Below are 18537 nucleotides of genomic sequence, written 5' to 3'. Positions count from 1 at the left end.
TCCTCGACGCGTGCCCGTGGCGCGGGACTTTTTAAGGCAAAAAAAAGCCCCTCAATGAGGGGCTTGAAAAGATCGGTTTAGCAACAGGAGAAACAACGGCAGCTGGCCGCCGATAGGCAGTCGGTTTTGTCGATTGCGGCTAACAAAACAAACGTCGTTTTTCATGCTTTCTCCTGGCAAATTGTGGCGCATTATACTCGCGCTTTTCGCCACTGCAAGCGCTAAAACGCCGTTTTTTGCCGCCCCGCAATCGATTGGCCGGCGATGGCCGCTCGCCGGCTATTTGCTGACGCGATCGTAGTAGACCATGTCGGCGTTCAACCCTTGTTGATAGCCTTTGACGTTGTCGCGCAGCACCACTTCGGTTTTAGCCTGATCGATAAACACGTACGGCGAACTGCGCTGCAGCTCCTGCTGCATGGCGGTGTACAGCGCGCGGCGCTTGGCCGGATCGGCTTCGGCCAGCGCCGCCAGCGTCTGCTTATTCAACTGCGGGATCTGCCAGCCGTTCAGCCCGGCCACCGTGCTGCTCTTGCCGTCGTTGTAAGCGAAGGCGCTGGCGTTGGAGTGGGCGTCGAAGTAATCCGGGATCCATAGCCGGATCGCCGCCTGATGCTGCCTGGCGCGCACGCGCGAGTAAACCTGGCTGCCCGCGGCCGGCAGCAGCTCGATCTTCACGCCGGCGGCGGCGAAGCTGCCCTGCAGCGCCTGCGCGATGGTGATGAACGGCGGTTTGTTCTCCACGTCCAGCGTAAAGGCGGCGTGGGTGATGCCCGCCTTGGCCAGGATGGCTTTCGCCTTGGCCGGATCGTAGCTGAACGGGTTGGTCTCCAGCGCGCCCGGCAGCCCGACCGGCAGGAAGCTCTGGTGCACGAAGTATTGGCCCTTCAGCAGATCCTTCGTGATGCCCTGATAATCCACCAGGTAGCGCGCCGCTTCCCAGAAGGCCGGGTTGTTCAGCAGCGGGTTGGCGCCGTTGCCGGTGTTGAACACCAGATAGTTTTGCTCGGCGGACGGGATCTCCAGCACCTTGACGCCCGGCTGGTTCTTCAGCGTGTCGGTCTGGTCGGCGCCCAGTTCGCGGGCGATATCGGCGTCGCCCTGCTGGAGCAGCAGGCGGCGGGTGGCCGGATCCGGCACGTTTTTAATGATGATGTTTTTCAGCTGCGGCTTGTCGCCCGGCGTGGTGGGGTTGGCGTCCAGCACGATCGCCTGGTGCGGCTGATAGACGCGCATCTTGAACGGACCGCTGCCGGCAGAGTGCATCTTCAGCCAGGCGTTGCCGAAGTCGCCGTCTTTGACGTTGGCCAGCGCCGCTTTGCTGTCGACGATCGAGGCGATCGGCGTCGAGAGGATATTCAGCGCCACCGTCGGGCTGACGTCCGCCGTCCAGCGCAGCTGCACGGTATGTTCGTCGATCTTCTTGAGCTGCGCGTCGATGTTGTCCGGCTGCCAGCCGAGCACGTTGAGGATGAACGCCGGCGACTTGTTCATTTTCACCGCGCGGCTGTAGGAGAAGATCACGTCGTCGGCGGTCAGCGGGTTGCCGGAGGCGAACGCCGCCTGCGGCCGCAGTTTCACCGTCAGCGTTTTGGCCGCCGCATCGCCCCGCCAGCTTTCCGCCAGCACCGGCGCCACCTTGGCCGGATCGTCGCGATCCGCCTGCACCAGCCGCTGATACAGGCTGGGCACCGTCTGGATGCTGGAGAGTTCGTTGGCTTCCGCCGGATCGAGGCTGACGATGTCATCCAGCGATTGCACCACCACCAGCGTATTCGGCGGCGTGGCGGCCAACGCGGCGGCGGGCAGGGCGGCGAGCAGGAACAGCGGCAAGAGTTTGGCTTTCATCGGTGTGTATCCCCTGAAGGCGCCGCTGGGCGGCGCTGCGAACGGTTTGTTATCGTTGGTTTTTACGGCGCGGGCGCCGTCGGCCTGTCACGGTAGAACCTTTGCCGGCGGCGGGCAAAGGTCAATGCGCTATTTGATATTCCTGGAATATATTAGCCGCCCTGGCCGGGGGCGCCAGGGCGGAGGAGGAGGATTGTCAGAGGGTATCGCTCAGCGTGGCGACCAGCACCGCCTTGATGGTATGCAGCCGGTTTTCCGCCTGATCGAACACCACGCTGTGCGCCGACTCGAACACCTCGTCGGTCACTTCCATGCCGCCGTGCAGATCGTACTGTTGCGCCATCTGCTTGCCGAGCGTGGTTTGGTCGTCGTGGAACGCCGGCAGGCAGTGCAGGAACTTCACGTTCGGGTTGCCGGTCAGTTTCAGCATCGCCATGTTGACCTGATACGGCCGCAGCAGCGCGATACGCTCTTGCCAGGTTTCTTTCGGTTCGCCCATCGACACCCACACGTCGGTGTAGAGGAAGTCGGCGTCTTGCACCCCTTCGGCGATGTCTTCGGTCAGGGTGAGTTTCGCGCCGGTTTGCTGCGCCAGCGCCTGGCATTCGGCCACCAGCTCCGGCTGCGGCCAGCAGGCCTTCGGCGCCACCAGCCGCAGATCCATGCCCGCCAGCGCGGCGGCTTCCAGCAGCGTGTTGCCCATGTTGTTACGCGCGTCGCCGACGTACGCCAGCTTCACTTCACTCAGCGCCTTGCCCGGCAGGTGTTCCTGCACGGTGAGCAGATCCGCCAGCAATTGGGTAGGGTGGAACTCGTCGGTCAGGCCGTTCCACACCGGCACGCCGGCGTGCTGCGCCAGGGTTTCCACCAGCGCCTGGCCGTAGCCGCGATACTGAATGCCGTCGTACAGGCGGCCCAGCACCCGGGCGGTGTCTTTCATCGACTCTTTATGGCCGATCTGGCTGCCGCTTGGGCCGAGATAGGTCACCTGCGCGCCCTGATCGAATGCGGCAACTTCGAAAGAGCATCGCGTGCGGGTCGAGTCTTTTTCGAAGATGAGCGCAATGTTTTTGCCCTGCAGCCGGCGCTGTTCCCGCCCCTGCTTTTTGGCCTGCTTCAGATCGGCCGCCAGCTTCAGCAGCGCCTGCAGTTCGGCGGGGGTGAAATCCATTAACCTCAGAAAGTGACGTTGGTAGAACGCATTGCCGGTGCTCATAGTCCGATTCCCTGATTGTTTAATTGAATTAAAATTCACTTTATATGTATGAATATTCAATTTCAACCCCGGCGAGGAAATCTTTCACGTTTATCGTGGAAGCAATGTCGGCGGTGTGTGAAAATAGAAGGAATGAAGGCCATTTGACTTGAGGATATAGGCATGGCAAACCGCGAATTGCTGGAAGAACAACGTGAAGAGACCCGCCTGATCATCGAAGAACTGCTGGAAGACGGCAGCGATCCGGACGCGCTCTACACCATCGAGCACCATCTGTCCGCCGAGAAATTTGAGGTTCTGGAGCAGGCCGCCGTTGAAGCCTTCAAGTTGGGCTACGAAGTGACCGACGCCGAAGAGCTGGAAGTGGAAGACGGTTCGCTGGTGATGTGCTGCGACGTGATCAGCGAAGTCGGCCTGAACGCCGAACTGATCGACGCCCAGGTCGAGCAGCTGGTGGCGCTGGCGGAACGCTGCGGCGTCAACTACGACGGCTGGGGCACCTACTTCGAAGATCCGAACGGTGAAGACGGTGAGGATGACGAAGACGGCGACTACATCGACGAAGACGACGACGGCAAACGCCACTAATTAACCCCGCTTATTCACATGGGCCGGCTCTCGTCGGCCCCTGATATCCCCGTCGTCTTTCAAGCTGCAGCGTTGTTGGCTGCACTCTCTCACCCCAGTCACTTACCTGAGTAAGCTCCTGGGGATGAGTGAGCTGGCCGCCTAGCTGCAACTTGAAATACATAGGGCAATGAAGCCGATGACATACCAATCCCTGTTAGCCCCGATTTTAAGCTTCCTGCACTGTGAAACTCCCGACGCCTGGATCGACGCCGCGCGCCGTCCGGAAAACCTGCAGCTGTTGCTGACCGACCACCTGGTGTGCGAGCTGAAGGCCGCGCAGACCGGCATGTGGCTGATCCGCCGCTATGTGGCGGACAAAGAGAGCGGCGACGCGCTGTTGGCGCTGCTGCGGCCCTACGAGGCGTTTCTGCACGAGGCGCAGGGCGCGCCGGACACGCTGTTCCGCCAGGGCCAGTTCACCCGCAAGATCCTGCCGAAAAACGGCTCGGCCTACGGCCAGGATCTGGCGGATCGCATGGTGCTGTTGATCAAGGAAGAGCTGCATCACTTCTCGCAGGTGCTGGAGATCATGCAGGCGCGCGGGATCCCGTATCGCAAGATCACCGCCAGCCGCTACGCCAAGGGCATGATCCGCGAGATCCGCACCCACGATCCGGCGACGCTGATCGATAAACTGATCTGCGGCGCCTACATCGAAGCGCGATCCTGCGAACGCTTCGCCAAGCTGGCGCCGCACCTGGACGACGAGTTGAACCGCTTTTACGTTTCGCTGCTGCGATCCGAAGCGCGGCATTACCAGGACTACCTGACATTGGCCGAGCAGATCGCCGGCGGCGACATCAGCGAACGGGTGGCGCATTTCGGCCGCCTCGAAGCTGAGCTGATCCTGTCGCCGGACAGCGAGCTGCGCTTCCACAGCGGCGTGCCCGCCGCCGCCTGACGTTGAGGCGCGCCCTTACTGCGGCGCGCCCAGCAACAAATCTACCGCCTTTTCCGCCAGCATGATGGTCGGCGCATTGGTGTTGCCGCTGGTGAGCTGCGGCATCACCGAGCAGTCGATCACCCGCAACCGTTCAAAACCGTGCACCCGCAGCTGCGGATCGGTCACCGCGTCCTGTGGCGACGGCCCCATGCGGCAACTGCCCACCGGGTGATACACCGTCTTGCAGAAGTTGCGCACGAATTCTTCCAGCTGCGCTTCATCGCGCGTCCACTCCGGCTGCGGCATCAGCAGATCTTTGATCAGCGGCTTCAGCGCCGCGGTTTGCAGGAAATCCAGGCCGAACTTCACCGCGCGCACGCTGCCGGCCAGATCGTCCGGGTGGCCGAGGTAGTTGGCGTGCAGCTTGACCGGATCGCGCGGGTTGCTGCTGCGCAGCTGCACTTCGCCGCGCGCCTTCGGCTGCAGGTAGCCGACCTTGAGCGTGAAGCCGTGAATGTTCGGCAGCGGCTCGCCGGGCACGTCGTCCCAGCTGTCCAGCAGCGGCAGGAAGTGGATCTGCACGTCCGGCCGGCCGTCGCCCTGGCTGTCGGTGAAGGCGGCGCCTTCCAGCACGTTGGATGAGAGCACCCCGCTGCGAAACGCCAGCCACTGCGCGCCGTGGCTCAGCGCCTGCAGGCCGCGATCGGCGCCGAACAGGCTGATCGGCTCGCGGGTGCTGACGTTGATCGACATGTGCAGATGGTCGTGGAAGTTTTTGCCCACCGGCAGATCCGCCCGCACCTCGATGCCCAGCTGCTGCAGGTGGTCGCGCGGGCCGATGCCGGACAGCATCAGCAGCTTCGGCGAACCGACCGCGCCGGCGCTGACGATCACCTCTTTGGTGGCGCGCGCGGTCACTTCGGCACCGCCGTTCTGGCTGTAGACCACGCCGGTGGCGACGTTGCCCTCGAAGGTCAGCCGATGCGCCAGGGCGTTCAGTTTCACCACCAGCCGCCGTTCGTCGCGCACCGCCTTCAGGTAGGTGCGGGCGGTGCTGGCGCGTTCGCCGTTGTGGGTGGTGGTTTGGTAGAAACCGACGCCGTGCTGGCTGTCGCCGTTGAAGTCGTTGCGATAGGGCAGGTTCAGCTCCTGGCCGGCGCGGATAAACGCCATGCTGAGCGGGTGGCGATAGCGGTTTTCGCTGACCGGCAGCAGCCCGTCGGCGCCGTGGTAGTCGTCGGACAGGCTTTCGTTGGCCTCGGCGCGTTTGAAGTAGGGCAGCACCTCGCGGTAGCTCCAGCCGGCGCAGCCGTAGCGTTCGGCCCAGTCGTCGTAGTCCTGCGGCTGGCCGCGCAGGTAGATCATGCCGTTGACCGAACTGCTGCCGCCCAGCACCTTGCCCTGCGCGATCTGCATGCGGCGGTTATTGGCGTGCGGTTCCGGTTCCGTCTCATAAGGCCAGCTCTTTTTGGCGATGATTTTGGCCACCCCGGCCGGCATCTTGATAAACAGGTTATTGTCGTCGCCGCCGGCTTCCAGCAGCAGCACCCGCGCCTGGGTGCGGCGGATCAGCTGCGCCGCCAGCACGCAGCCGGCGGAACCGGCGCCGACGATAATGTAATCAAAGATATTTTCCGACATGACAGCTCTCCGTGCGCGATTGGGATACTGGCAGAGTAACGCGGGGGAAAAAGCGGTCAATTTGCGATCGTTAATTTATTAACGAACTTCACATTAAATTTACATCGTGGTTTTAAACGTCAGTTTATCTGCTTGAAAAACGGCGTTATAGCGAGTTTTACTGATTGATTGCGATATTAATAAAAAAGGCGCAGCAAGCTGCGCTCTGATGAAGAGGCAGGGGAGGATTACAGCGTTTTCAGCATGGTGACTTCGCAATCGACATGGCCGGTGGCGCCCATCGCGTGGTCGATGTGTTCAAAGCCCAGGTGTTCGTACAGCGCGACGGCCTGCGTCAGGCTGGCGGTGGTTTCGAGATAACAACAGCGGAAGCCGTGCTGGCGGGCGAAATCCAGCGCCTGCAGCGCCAGGCGTTTCGCCAATCCCTTGCCGCGCAACACCGGCAGGAAATACATCTTCTGCAATTCGCAAATATCGTCTGCGCCGCCCTGCAGCGGCGCGACGCCGCCGCCGCCGGCGACCTGGCCGTCCACCTCGATCACCCAGTAAGCGCTGCGCGGCAGGCTATAGAGCTGATACAGGGCATCCAGGTTGGGATCGGAGACGGTATAGCCTTTATCCGCCGTCAGGCCGTGCTCGGCGGAGACTTCGCGAATGACGTGAGCAATGGCGGCATTGTCTTCCGCCGTGATGGGGCGCACCAGCAGGCGCGCCGGGGTTGCTGTTGTCATGTTTACACTCGCCATTGAAAGAGACCACGTTCGTTTTTCATTTTTATCGCAGCGCGAAACGCGCCGGGGGTTATTTCCCGGCGGCGTCCCTGCAGCAGTAATATCTTGTAATAACATCTAACCCGGCCCGGATGCAACGGCGATAAAAAAACAGCGGGGAAGACCCCGCTGTTTTCAGGCGTTGGCGTGAGCCGGTGGATTACAGCGCGGCGATGGTCGCCTGCTGTTCCTGCAGCTTCACTTTGCCTTCTTTGCAGGCCGCCAGGCGATCGCGTTCTTTGGCGACCACCGCTTCCGGCGCGCGCGCCACGAAGCCTTCGTTCGCCAGCTTGCCTTCGATCGAAGCGATTTCCGCATCCAGTTTGCCCATCTCTTTGGCCAGACGCGCGATCTCGGCGTCCTTGTCGATGAAACCGGCCATCGGGATCAGCAGCTCGGCGCCGTCCACCAGCTTGGTGACGGAGACCGGGCCTTTCTCACCTGCCGGCAGCAGCGCGATGGATCCCAGGCGCGCCAGGCGGGCGATAAAGCTTTGGTTCTCCTGCACGCGGCGCTGGGCCTCGGCGCTGCAGTTGCGCAGCAGCACGTCGAGCGCTTTGCTTGGCGCGATGTTCATCTCGGCGCGGATGTTGCGCACGGCGATGATGGTTTGCTTGATCCACTCCAGATCGTTCAGCGCCTGCTCGTCTTCCAGCGCGGCGTCGTAGGCCGGGAACGGCTGCAGCATGATGGTGTCAGCGGCCGTGCCGGTCAGCGGCTTCACGCGCTGCCAGATGGTTTCGGTGATGAACGGAATGATCGGGTGCGCCAGGCGCAGCAGCGCTTCCAGCACGGTAATCAGCGTGTGACGGGTGCCGCGCTGTTCCGCTTCGCTGCCGTTGCTCACCACAGGCTTGGTCAGCTCCAGATACCAGTCGCAGAACTGGTTCCAGGTGAATTCGTACAGGATGTTGGCCGCCAGATCGAAGCGGTAGGTATCCAGCGCTTCACGGTAGGCTTTCACCGTGCGGTTGAATTCGGCCAGGATCCAGCGATCCGCCAGCGACAGCACTTTCTCGCCGCCGTTGAAGCCGCAGTCGTGCGCCTCGGTGTTCATCAGCACGAAGCGGCTGGCGTTCCACAGCTTGTTACAGAAGTTGCGGTAGCCTTCCAGGCGCTTCATGTCCCAGTTGATGTCGCGGCCGGTCGAGGCCAGCGCCGCCAGGGTGAAGCGCAGGGCGTCGGTGCCGTGCGGCTCGATGCCGTTCGGGAACTGCTTCTCGGTGCGCTTGCGGATTTTCTCCGCCAGCTGCGGCTGCATCATATTGCCGGTGCGTTTTTCCAGCAGGTCTTCCAGCGAGATGCCGTCGACCATGTCCAGCGGGTCGATCACGTTGCCTTTCGACTTGGACATCTTCTGGCCTTCGTCGTCGCGGATAAGACCGGTCATGTAGACGGTCTTGAACGGCACCTGCGGCTTGCCGTTTTCATCCTTGATGAAGTGCATGGTCAGCATGATCATGCGCGCGATCCAGAAGAAGATGATGTCGAAGCCGCTGACCATCACGCTGGTCGGGTGGAAGGTTTTCAGCGCGTCGGTCTGCTCCGGCCAGCCCAGGGTGGAGAAGGTCCACAGGCCGGACGAGAACCAGGTGTCCAGCACGTCTTCGTCCTGGGTCAGCACCACGTCGGCGCCCAGGTTGTTCTCGCTGCGCACTTCTTCTTCGCTGCGGCCCACATAGACTTTGCCGTTCACGTCGTACCAGGCCGGGATGCGGTGGCCCCACCACAGCTGACGCGAGATGCACCAGTCCTGAATGTCGCGCATCCAGCTGAAGTACATGTTTTCGTACTGCTTCGGCACGAACTCGATTTGGCCCTGTTCGACCGCTTCCACCGCCACTTTGGCCAGCGGCGCGGTGCGCACGTACCATTGGTCGGTCAGCATCGGCTCGATCACCACGCCGCCGCGGTCGCCGTAAGGCACCGTCAGGTCGTGCGGTTTGATCTCGTCCAGCAGGCCCAGATTTTCGAAGGCGGCGACCACCGCTTTACGCGCCGCGAAGCGCTCCAGGCCGCGGAACTCGGCCGGGATCTCGCTGCAGTAGTCGGTGCAGACTTCGCCCAGGGTGTTGAACACTTCCGCTTCCTGACGGATGTCACCGTCGAAGGTCAGAATGTTGATCATCGGCAGGCCGTGGCGTTTGCCGACTTCGTAGTCGTTGAAATCGTGCGCCGGGGTGATCTTCACGCAGCCGGTGCCTTTTTCCATATCGGCGTGTTCGTCGCCGACGATGCGGATGCGGCGGCCGACCAGCGGCAGAATGATCTCTTTGCCGATCAGGTCTTTATAGCGCGGATCTTCCGGGTTGACCGCCACGCCGGTATCGCCCAGCACGGTTTCCGGACGGGTGGTGGCGACCACCAGGTAGTCTTTGCCCTCGGCGGTTTTCGCGCCGTCGGCCAGCGGATAGCGCAGGTGCCACATCGAGCCTTTGGATTCGCGGTTTTCCACTTCCAGATCGGAGATGGCGGTGCGCAGCTTCGGATCCCAGTTCACCAGGCGCTTGCCGCGGTAGATCAGATCTTCTTTGTGCAGACGGACAAACACTTCGCGCACCGCGTTCGACAGACCTTCGTCCATGGTGAAGCGCTCGCGCTCCCAGTCCACGGAGTTGCCCAGACGGCGCATCTGGCGGGTGATGGTGCCGCCGGATTCCGCCTTCCACTGCCAGATCTTGTCGATGAACGCGTCACGGCCGTAGTCGTGGCGGGTTTTGCCTTCTTCTGCGGCGATCTTGCGCTCCACCACCATCTGGGTGGCGATGCCGGCGTGGTCGGTGCCCGCCTGCCACAGGGTGTTTTTACCCTGCATGCGTTGATAGCGAATCATGGTGTCCATGATGGTCTGCTGGAACGCGTGGCCCATGTGCAGGCTGCCGGTGACGTTCGGCGGCGGGATCATGATGCAGAAGCTTTCCTGGCTGGTGTCGCCGTTCGGCTTGAAGTAACCCTGACTCTCCCAGTGATCGTACAGCTTCTGTTCGATCTGTTTTGGGTCGTATGCGGTGTCGAGCTGACTGTTTGTCTTTTCCATTCTTTATCGTATTCAGTGAGTTGGCGGCGTAGCCGTGGTCAAATGGAAGCCGACGCTGCGATAGGCCTTGTAACGGTCGCGCGCCAACTGTTTCAGAGTGTCTTCGTAAGGAACGAAGTCTACCACTTCATGGAAAGCGGTAGCAAAGTCGGCAAACTGCGGCAGCAGGGCGATCAGCAGATCGCGCGGGGCGTTGCCGCGCTTGCCGGGCCAGCACAGTTCCACCGGCGCGCCGTAGTGCGGCCCTTCGCCGGCCAGGTTGTGCGGCACGAATTCATGCGGCTCGCGCTGCCACAGCGCTTCGTCCAGCCGCTGGGCCTGCTCCTGGCTCTCGCAGGCGATCAGCACCCGCTTGCCGGAACGCCAGCGTTCGGCGGCAACGGCGCAGGCCACGGCCTCATGGGCGCTGAGCGCGCCTGACGGTTCCGCGTTGTCGAGCAAATAAAACGTCGCCTGTTTCATTAAGGATCCACCGCTGCCGATAAAAAAATGTAGGGGCACAGCATGCTGTGCCCCTTGGGATTATACCTGAATTACCGCTCAGATTTAATCGTCGCCGTTCAGACCTGCACGGTTGAGCAGGAACTGCGACAGCAGCGCCACCGGGCGGCCGGTCGCGCCCTTGGCTTTACCGGAGCGCCAGGCGGTACCGGCGATGTCCAGGTGCGCCCAGGTGTACTTGCGGGTGAAGCGCGACAGGAAGCAGGCGGCGGTGATGGCGCCGCCAGGGCGGCCACCGATGTTCGCCATGTCGGCGAAGTTGGAGTCCAACTGCTCGTAGTACTCGTCGGCCATCGGCAGGCGCCAGGCGCGGTCGCCGGCCTGCTCGGAAGCGCCCAGCAGCTCGTGCGCCAGCGGGTTGTGGTTCGACATCAGGCCGGTGATGTGGTGGCCCAAGGCGATCACGCAGGCGCCGGTCAGGGTGGCGATGTCGATCACCAGCTCCGGCTCAAAGCGCTCGACGTAGGTCAGGGTGTCGCACAGCACCAGGCGGCCTTCGGCGTCGGTGTTGAGCACCTCGACGGTCTGGCCGGACATGGTGGTCAGCACGTCGCCCGGACGATACGCCCGGCCGCCCGGCATGTTTTCACAGCCGGCCAGCACGCCGATCACGTTCAGCGGCAGGTTCAGCTCCGCCACCACGCGCATCACGCCGTACACGGTCGCCGCGCCGCACATGTCGTATTTCATCTCGTCCATGCCGTCGGCCGGTTTGATCGAGATGCCGCCGGAGTCGAAGGTCAGCCCTTTGCCTACCAGCACGATCGGCTTAGCGTCCGGATTTGGGTTGCCCTTATATTCCATCACCGACATCAATGATTCGTTCTGCGAACCGGCGCCGACCGCCAGATAGGCGTTCATGCCCAGCTCTTTCATCTGCTGTTCGCCGATGACGCGGGTGGTGATGTTGGTGCTGAAGGCGTCCGCCAGCTGACGGGCCTGCGAGGCCAGGTAGCCGGCGTTACAGATGTTCGGCGGCATGTTGCCGAGATCTTTGGCCGCCTTGATGCCGGAAGCCACCGCCAGGCCGTGCTGGATGGCGCGCTCGCCGCTGGTGAGCTCACGGCGGGTCGGCACGTTGAACACCATTTTGCGCAGCGGACGACGCGGCTCCACCTTGTTGCTTTTCAGCTGATCGAAGGTGTAGAGCGTCTCTTTGGCGGTTTCCACCGCCTGACGCACTTTCCAGTAGGTGTTGCGGCCTTTCACGTGCAGCTCGGTCAGGAAACAGACCGCTTCCATCGAGCCGGTGTCGTTGAGGGTATTGATGGTTTTCTGGATCACCTGCTTGTATTGGCGCTCATCGAGCTCGCGCTCTTTGCCGCAACCGATCAGCAGGATGCGCTCGGAGAGAATGTTGGGCACATGGTGCAGTAGCAGCGTCTGCCCGACCTTGCCTTCCAGTTCGCCGCGGCGCAGCAATGCGCTGATATAACCATCACTGATTTTGTCGAGTTGTTCTGCGATAGGGGACAGGCGGCGCGGTTCGAAAACGCCGACTACAATACAGGCACTGCGCTGTTTTTCCGGGCTACCGCTTTTTACACTGAACTCCATGCACTCTCCTGAATCTTAAAGACAAAGGCGGACGCTACGGCTAGAATAACCGACTCCGTAACGATCTCCCGCCATTTGAGTTAACGGATTATGTTAACCTGAACGGCGTAAATTGCTCTGTTTTGGCGACTATAAGCAAGTTCCTATAGGACACCCAAACGGCTTGATGTTGTAATACTATTTTAGCTGTGAAGGTTGCCATATGATGAGAATAAATGGCGGATTAGCGATGAAATTATCGATTTTCCTGCAAAAAGACAAGTTTTCACAGGCGTAATAAGCGTGATCATCATAAGATATCTGGTACGGGAAACGCTCAAGAGCCAAATCGCCATCCTGTTCATCCTGCTTCTGATCTTCTTTTGTCAGAACCTGGTCAGGGTGTTGGGCGACGCGGTGGACGGCAATATCCCGACAAACTTAGTACTCTCTCTGCTCGCTCTGGGCGTGCCGAAGATGGCGCAGCTCATCCTGCCTTTGAGCCTGTTTCTCGGCTTGCTGATGACGCTTGGGCGGTTGTATACCGAGAGCGAAATCACCGTCATGCACGCCTGCGGGCTGGGCAAACGCACCCTGATTATCGCCGCCATGATCCTGGCGCTGTTCACCTCTGCGGTCGCGGCGGTGAACGTGTTCTGGGCCGGCCCCTGGGCCTCGCGCTATCAGGACGTGGTGGTGAACGAAGCCAAGGCCAACCCGAGCATCGCCGGGCTGGCGGAAGGGCAGTTCAAACCCTCGCAAGACGGCAACGCGGTGCTGTTTATCGGCAACGTGAAGGGCAGCACCTTCAACGACGTGTTCCTGGCGCAGCTGCGGCCGAACGGCAACCAACGCCCGTCGGTGGTGGTGGCCGAGCACGGCAACATCGTGCAGCAGAAAGACGGCTCGCAGGTGGTGACGCTCGACAAGGGCACCCGTTTTGAAGGCACCGCGCTGCTGCGCGATTTCCGCATTACCGACTTCACCGACTACAAGGCGGTGATTGGCCACCGCACCGTGGCGGCGGACAACACCGAATCCGAACAGATGTCGATGCAGACGCTGTGGGAATCCGACGATCCGGATGCGCGCGCCGAGCTGCACTGGCGCCTGACGCTGGTAGTGTCGGTGGCGCTGATGGCGCTGCTGGTGGTGCCGCTCAGCGTGGTGAACCCGCGCCAGGGCCGCGTGCTGAGCATGCTGCCGGCCATCCTGCTGTATCTGATCTTCTTCCTGCTGCAGACCTCGCTGCGCTCCAACGCCGGCAAGGGCAAGCTGGATCCGATGCTGTGGCTGTGGCTGGTTAACGGCGTTTACTTCGCGATCGCGCTGGCGCTGAACCTGTGGGATACCGTGCCGATGCGCAAGCTGCGCGCACGCCTGAGAGGAGCGGCCTGATGTTTGGCGTATTAGACCGGTATATCGGTAAAACGATTTTCAACACCATCATCATGACGCTGTTCATGCTGGTGTCGCTGTCCGGCATCATCAAGTTCGTCGATCAGCTGCGCAAGGTCGGCCAGGGCGAGTACACCGCGCTGAGCGCCGGCATGTACACCCTGCTGAGCGTGCCGAAAGACATCGAGATCTTCTTCCCGATGGCGGCGCTGCTCGGCGCGCTGCTCGGCCTGGGCCAGCTGGCGACGCGCAGCGAACTGGTGGTGATGCAGGCTTCCGGCTTCACCCGCCTGCAGATCGCCGGCTCGGTGATGAAAACCGCCATTCCGCTGGTGCTGCTGACCATGGCGATCGGCGAGTGGGTGGCGCCGCAGGGCGAGCAGATGGCGCGCAACTACCGCGCCCAGCAGATGTACGGCGGCTCGCTGCTCTCCACCAAGAGCGGGCTGTGGGCGAAGGACGGCAACGACTTCATCTACATCGAGCGCGTCTCCGGCGATAAAGAACTCTCCGGCGTGAACATCTACCACTTCAACGATCAGCGTCGCCTCGAGACGGTGCGCTATGCCGCCACCGCCAGCTTCGAGAACGGCCTGTGGCAGCTTTCGCAGGTGGACACCTCGGATCTGACCAACCCGAAACAGGTGACCGGCACCCAGACGCTGACCGGCGAATGGAAAACCAACCTGACCCCGGACAAGCTGGGCGTGGTGGCGCTGGATCCGGATTCGCTCTCCATCAGCGGGCTGCACAACTACGTGAAGTACCTGAAGCAGAGCGGCCAGGAAGCCAACCGTTACCAGCTCAACATGTGGAGCAAAATCTTCTCGCCGCTGTCGGTGGCGGTGATGATGCTGATGGCGCTGTCGTTCATCTTCGGCCCGCTGCGCAGCGTGCCGATGGGCATCCGCGTGGTGACCGGCATCAGCTTCGGCTTCCTGTTCTACGTGCTGGATCAGATCTTCGGCCCGCTGAGCCTGGTTTACAGCATGCCGCCGGTGCTGGGCGCGTTGTTGCCGAGCATGCTGTTCCTGCTGATCAGCGTGTATATGCTGCTCAAACGCAAGTAGCGGAGCAAGCGGTAGTGAAGAAAGGCGTGGCCGCGGGGCCGCGCCTTTTTTGTGGGTGGGATTAGCTGACGCTCAGCAGCGCGATGCCGGCATCCTGATAGGCCTGTGCGTCTTCCGGCAGGCGATCCAGCACGAGAGTGTCGATCTGAGCAGGGGAGGCGAACTGCGCCAGCGAGGTGTTGCTCAGCTTGGAGTGATCGCACACCACGATCACCTGATTGGCATGCTCCACCATCGCGCGCTTGGTTTCGGCCAGCATGATGTCGGCCACGCAGGCGCCCTGTTTCAGCGACAATGCATTGGCACCCATAAACGCCTTGTCGATGTTCAGCGTATCCAGCAGTGAACGGCCGTTGATGGCGACTGCGCAGTGATAGCCCTTTTTGACGATGCCGCCTAGCAGGATGATTTGGATAGACTCGACGTCTTCCAGACTTTTGGCGATCATGAAATCGTTGGTAACCACGGTCAGATTGCGCTTTTGTCGCAGATGGCGGGCGATCTGCAGGGTGGTGGTGCCGGTGTCCAGCACGATGATATCGCCGTCTTCCACCAAGCCGGCGGCCAGTTGACCGATTTGCTCCTTGGCGCTGAGGTTCACCTCTTCACGCTGATCGGAACCGACCTCAAAGCTGGCGCGGGTGCGCAGAATGGCGCCGCCGTGGGTGCGCGTCAGCATGCCGGCGTCTTCCAGAATGCGCAGATCGGTGCGGATGGTGGCGCCGGAGACGTTAAAGCGCGAGCTCATTTCCCCTACGGAGAGCTTGCGCTTCTCCTTGAGAATGGCGAGAAGTTTTTCCTGGCGCTCTTCTGCGAACATGCTCACTCATTCACTCCTGACCGGCACAATGGATGTGCGGCTAATATACCTTGCACATCGGCCGCAGGCAAAGCCGGACTGCCCGTAGAAGAATGTGAAGGTTACGGCGCGTCGATCCTTTTTGGTATAGTCTACCCAGCAGCGTATTGGGTAGCGGGGCAGGCAGTTAATGGAATATGAAGAGAATATCAGTCACATTATCAGCAAGCATCTGGAAGCGGCATTAGGCGATTTCGGCGAGCTTATCTGGGCCTACGTGGTGTTATCCAAGAAAGATATGTCATGTATCTTTGGCGTCACCAATTATCCCGGTGAATGGGTAAAGCAATATAAAGAGCAGGGGCTACAATATACCGATCCGGTAGTCATTACGGCGCTCAATCGCCTGACGCCTTTTGCCTGGGATGAGAATCTGATGGCCGGTACCGGCTTCCGCTTTTCTGAGTTGTTCGAGCAAGCACGCGAATTCGGCGTAGCCGACGGCTATACCTTCGTGTTGCATGATTTTAATAATAATCTAGTGACCCTTTCCTTTACCCTCGCTGCCGAGCGCAAGGCGGAAACCATGCAGATGCTGAATCAGCATAAAGGCGATATTTCGTTGCTGCTGGCATCGACCCATGAGATGTATTTGACTCTGACTTCACTGTCCGAAAAAAACACCGCGCGCCAGGAAAAAAACGCCCGTTTTACCGAGAGAGAAAACGAGATCCTCTATTGGGCCAGCGTAGGGAAAACCTACCAGGAAATGGGCATGATCCTGGGGATCAAAACCTGCACCATCAAGTTTCATATGGGGAACATTGTCAAAAAGCTGGGGGTGGCGAATGCCCGGCATGCTATCCGTTTAGGGATGGAACTTCAGCTGATTAAACCGGTGGGGTGATTAGAACGCAGGTTCGTCGCTCAATGGCCAGGCGTTTAGCATGTGCTCGTCTTGCGTATTCAACTTTTTGAATATTCTGTTTTTTAATGCCTCCTGGCTCTGACGATCAACGTGGCCCAACAGCAAATGAACGGGCTCGTTCTTTTCCGATATGCCTGTTTTCAGCAGCGTGACGTTCCAGCCGGAGCTTTTGATGATATGCAACATAGGATGGCTGGAGACGGCCAGTATGCCGTCATAGCCGTGTTGCCGCGCATAGTTGATCAGCGACAAGAACAGCGCCAGAGTTACAGGGAACCGGCGACCCAGCAGTGATTGGGTTCTTTCTTTATCGACGAAAAAGCGTGTGGATTCGATGAAATTCCCTTCTGGAATGACGATGTCATGAAAGAAAGAGGAAAATGCGCTGTTTAGCATATTCTTGTGTTTCATATCAATCATCCTGGTACCACAAACTATCATGTTGTCCTTTACGCCAAATATATAGTTTGTCTTATCATTATCAAACTCATCCAGCTCCTTGCCGTCTGAACAGTTCACGGCCCATTGCAGCCTGTCTTTAAAGACATTTTTCCTTAAAACATAAAGATCTGCTGATTTTTCGGTGCTCATTGATGCGTAGTTGGTGCTGTAAATATTAAACATAATGTTACCTTTGAATAAATTAAGAGAAATAACTTTATCCAGTAACATCAGAGAAGTTTCACTACGAGCATGCCGGTGCGTGAGAATGATAAGGCTTTTTAAGCGATCGGCGCTAACCTTATTATGCCGTGCGGCCGAGGTAGTTTCAGGGCAATGGAACGGTGAACACAGCAGGCCGGCGAAATTGAACGGCCTGGCCGATTAAAGACAGGAGAGGATTCCAGAATTGCTATCATGGGCTGCCTGGCCTTGTCTGCCATGGCGAAATATTAACTGGTGATTTTATAATGAATGGAGTCTTAATTATTTTAATAGTGAATGGGTGATATTTTCCTACTGAAGATTTGCCGATAAGGCATGACTTCCTCGTCCCGCAGAGAAATAAGCGTGAAAATGGCGGCCAGTGTGATTTCTACAGTATGCCTCGGACCTTTATTCCTGCGTGACCAAGTCCGATCTTAAAAAATATCTGATAGAGATCACATTATTGTAATGACAGGAACGGTGCTATTTCGTGATGGTTCTGCGGGTATGTTGGGCTGCTATGTGAAATGAGCAATGTGTGGTGGTTTTGATAGAACGCCGTGGCGGCTGGGATACAGAGTGAAAAATAGTGCTAGCACCCGATTTCCGCTATGTGAAATAATAACCCAACTGAACTGATGAAGGTCTAGTAGGGTACTATACTTTAGTCTAACTAGCTTCTAACTCCCTAAGGCGATACACTTTTCTAGTCAATTTTTGATGAAAAAACATAAAAAAAAACCTGACCTCGTAGGGTCAGGCTGCCAAGATCGGCCAACACCAGGGAAAATTTTCTTACACCATCTTAAAGCTATCAACTCAGCAGAGGCAAGTGTTCTCTGCTGGTTTTTAGCTTTGGGTTGCTGTTTTGTTACGTATGCACGCTATTTTCTGTTGGTTCTAGATAAAATCCCATCTCAAGAAATAACATCTCTCCCCTGACAACCCGGTTCCCATTGACTTATTCCAGTTATGACTGTCGTAGATGAAAAAATAGTGTTGTCGGAATGTTGTGCAAACATATTTTTTATTGGCTGAATTATTGGGCTGAAATTATTTTCAGCGTTGTTATCCCGGTTCGGGATTATTTGGCATCGTTTACATAGATCGGGGGAGTAACAAGCATAACCCGACAAGCGGCGAGCCATGGCTATAAAGACGCGTGAGCTGACAAAAAAGCGAATGAGGCCTGATGGTTTATAACAGCTATCAGGCCTCATGCTATGTGGTAAGAAACATTACAGCGGCTGGCTGAACTCCACTCGTTCGCCGTCCGGCCCGGCGATCATCAGATAGCGCACGCCGTTGGCGCCGCTGGGTTGTAGCGTCGGTCCTTCAATCACCGGATACCCCAGATCCGCCAGCCAACGCTGCGTGGCCGCCAGATCGGTGACCCGCAAAGCGATGTGGTCGATACCATAGGCGTTGACGGGGAGAATCAGCCCTTCGGCGGGCAGCTGGTATAACTCCAGCGTTAGCTCACCTAACTGCAAAAACTGTACGGTGACGGGGCCGCCGAGCGCCAGCGTTTGCCGGGGTTCGAAACCGAGTGAACGATAGAAGCCGGCGGCTCGTTCGATATCGGCGCAGCGCAGGCCGACGTGCATCAACCCATTAATCCGGTGTGCCATA

Annotated in this window: 15 protein-coding genes; 5 read left to right on the top strand and 10 right to left on the bottom strand. The window is 59.2% G+C overall.

Features of this window, described 5'->3' with window-relative positions:
- Nucleotides 1-279: 279 nt before the first annotated feature.
- The gene (locus ACMGGK_RS21065) at nucleotides 280-1848 is read right to left on the bottom strand and encodes an ABC transporter substrate-binding protein (RefSeq protein WP_239044187.1); all 1569 of its coding nucleotides are present in this window, start codon (nucleotides 1846-1848) and stop codon (nucleotides 280-282) included.
- A 196-nt stretch (nucleotides 1849-2044) separates the two neighbouring features.
- Nucleotides 2045-3064: an ornithine carbamoyltransferase gene (gene argF, locus ACMGGK_RS21060; protein ID WP_420277177.1), complete on the bottom strand. Its 1020-nt coding sequence runs from the start codon at nucleotides 3062-3064 to the stop codon at nucleotides 2045-2047.
- A 162-nt stretch (nucleotides 3065-3226) separates the two neighbouring features.
- Here argF and rraB point away from each other — a divergent pair, with 162 nt between their 5' ends.
- Complete coding sequence (rraB, locus tag ACMGGK_RS21055) at nucleotides 3227-3652, top strand: ribonuclease E inhibitor RraB (RefSeq protein WP_004933365.1); 426 nt, start codon at nucleotides 3227-3229, stop codon at nucleotides 3650-3652.
- 178 nt (nucleotides 3653-3830) lie between these two features.
- A complete protein-coding gene (gene miaE / locus ACMGGK_RS21050) occupies nucleotides 3831-4595 on the top strand; it encodes a tRNA isopentenyl-2-thiomethyl-A-37 hydroxylase MiaE (RefSeq protein ID WP_015376459.1) in 765 nt (254 codons plus the stop codon).
- A 15-nt stretch (nucleotides 4596-4610) separates the two neighbouring features.
- On the opposite strand, the gene ACMGGK_RS21045 is transcribed toward miaE, so the two are convergent.
- The 5 genes from ACMGGK_RS21045 to pepA all read right to left on the bottom strand — a co-directional run bounded on the left by ACMGGK_RS21045 (nucleotide 4611) and on the right by pepA (nucleotide 12083).
- Nucleotides 4611-6218, bottom strand: coding sequence for a GMC family oxidoreductase (locus tag ACMGGK_RS21045; protein WP_420277176.1), 1608 nt, complete (start codon nucleotides 6216-6218; stop codon nucleotides 4611-4613).
- Between the two features lie 227 nt (nucleotides 6219-6445).
- Complete coding sequence (locus tag ACMGGK_RS21040; protein WP_176063752.1) at nucleotides 6446-6949, bottom strand: GNAT family N-acetyltransferase; 504 nt, start codon at nucleotides 6947-6949, stop codon at nucleotides 6446-6448.
- A 199-nt stretch (nucleotides 6950-7148) separates the two neighbouring features.
- On the bottom strand, nucleotides 7149-10025 hold the full coding sequence (locus ACMGGK_RS21035; protein WP_420277175.1) for a valine--tRNA ligase: 2877 nt from the start codon (nucleotides 10023-10025) through the stop codon (nucleotides 7149-7151).
- 12 nt (nucleotides 10026-10037) lie between these two features.
- Nucleotides 10038-10487, bottom strand: a complete 450-nt coding sequence (locus ACMGGK_RS21030; protein ID WP_016929275.1) for a DNA polymerase III subunit chi — start codon at nucleotides 10485-10487, stop codon at nucleotides 10038-10040.
- An 84-nt stretch (nucleotides 10488-10571) separates the two neighbouring features.
- On the bottom strand, nucleotides 10572-12083 hold the full coding sequence (gene pepA / locus ACMGGK_RS21025) for a leucyl aminopeptidase (RefSeq protein ID WP_004933352.1): 1512 nt from the start codon (nucleotides 12081-12083) through the stop codon (nucleotides 10572-10574).
- Between the two features lie 282 nt (nucleotides 12084-12365).
- Between pepA and lptF the strand changes: the two genes are divergently transcribed.
- Together lptF and lptG are read left to right on the top strand one after the other, a co-directional pair.
- Nucleotides 12366-13460 (top strand): LPS export ABC transporter permease LptF, encoded by a 1095-nt coding sequence (gene lptF / locus ACMGGK_RS21020; RefSeq protein WP_016929274.1) that lies wholly within the window; start codon nucleotides 12366-12368, stop codon nucleotides 13458-13460.
- Complete coding sequence (gene lptG / locus ACMGGK_RS21015; RefSeq protein ID WP_016929273.1) at nucleotides 13460-14530, top strand: LPS export ABC transporter permease LptG; 1071 nt, start codon at nucleotides 13460-13462, stop codon at nucleotides 14528-14530. Before lptF ends, lptG begins: the two co-directional genes overlap by 1 nt.
- Nucleotides 14531-14591: 61 nt before the next feature.
- On the opposite strand, the gene ACMGGK_RS21010 is transcribed toward lptG, so the two are convergent.
- A complete protein-coding gene (locus tag ACMGGK_RS21010; protein ID WP_115435464.1) occupies nucleotides 14592-15350 on the bottom strand; it encodes a DeoR/GlpR family DNA-binding transcription regulator in 759 nt (252 codons plus the stop codon).
- 169 nt (nucleotides 15351-15519) lie between these two features.
- Between ACMGGK_RS21010 and ACMGGK_RS21005 the strand changes: the two genes are divergently transcribed.
- A complete protein-coding gene (locus ACMGGK_RS21005) occupies nucleotides 15520-16236 on the top strand; it encodes a helix-turn-helix transcriptional regulator (protein ID WP_160125705.1) in 717 nt (238 codons plus the stop codon).
- Here the strand turns inward: ACMGGK_RS21005 and ACMGGK_RS21000 are convergent, their stop codons facing one another.
- Nucleotides 16237-16881 (bottom strand): acyl-homoserine-lactone synthase, encoded by a 645-nt coding sequence (locus ACMGGK_RS21000; protein WP_049187813.1) that lies wholly within the window; start codon nucleotides 16879-16881, stop codon nucleotides 16237-16239.
- A 1262-nt stretch (nucleotides 16882-18143) separates the two neighbouring features.
- Complete coding sequence (locus ACMGGK_RS20995; RefSeq protein WP_176063748.1) at nucleotides 18144-18536, bottom strand: VOC family protein; 393 nt, start codon at nucleotides 18534-18536, stop codon at nucleotides 18144-18146.
- Between the last annotated feature and the right edge of the window lies 1 nt (nucleotide 18537).

The sequence above is a fragment of the Serratia sp. BNK-33-b genome (assembly GCF_048684565.1).
GTDB lineage: Bacteria > Pseudomonadota > Gammaproteobacteria > Enterobacterales > Enterobacteriaceae > Serratia > Serratia marcescens.
This window is presented reverse-complemented; position numbering and strand designations above follow the sequence as displayed.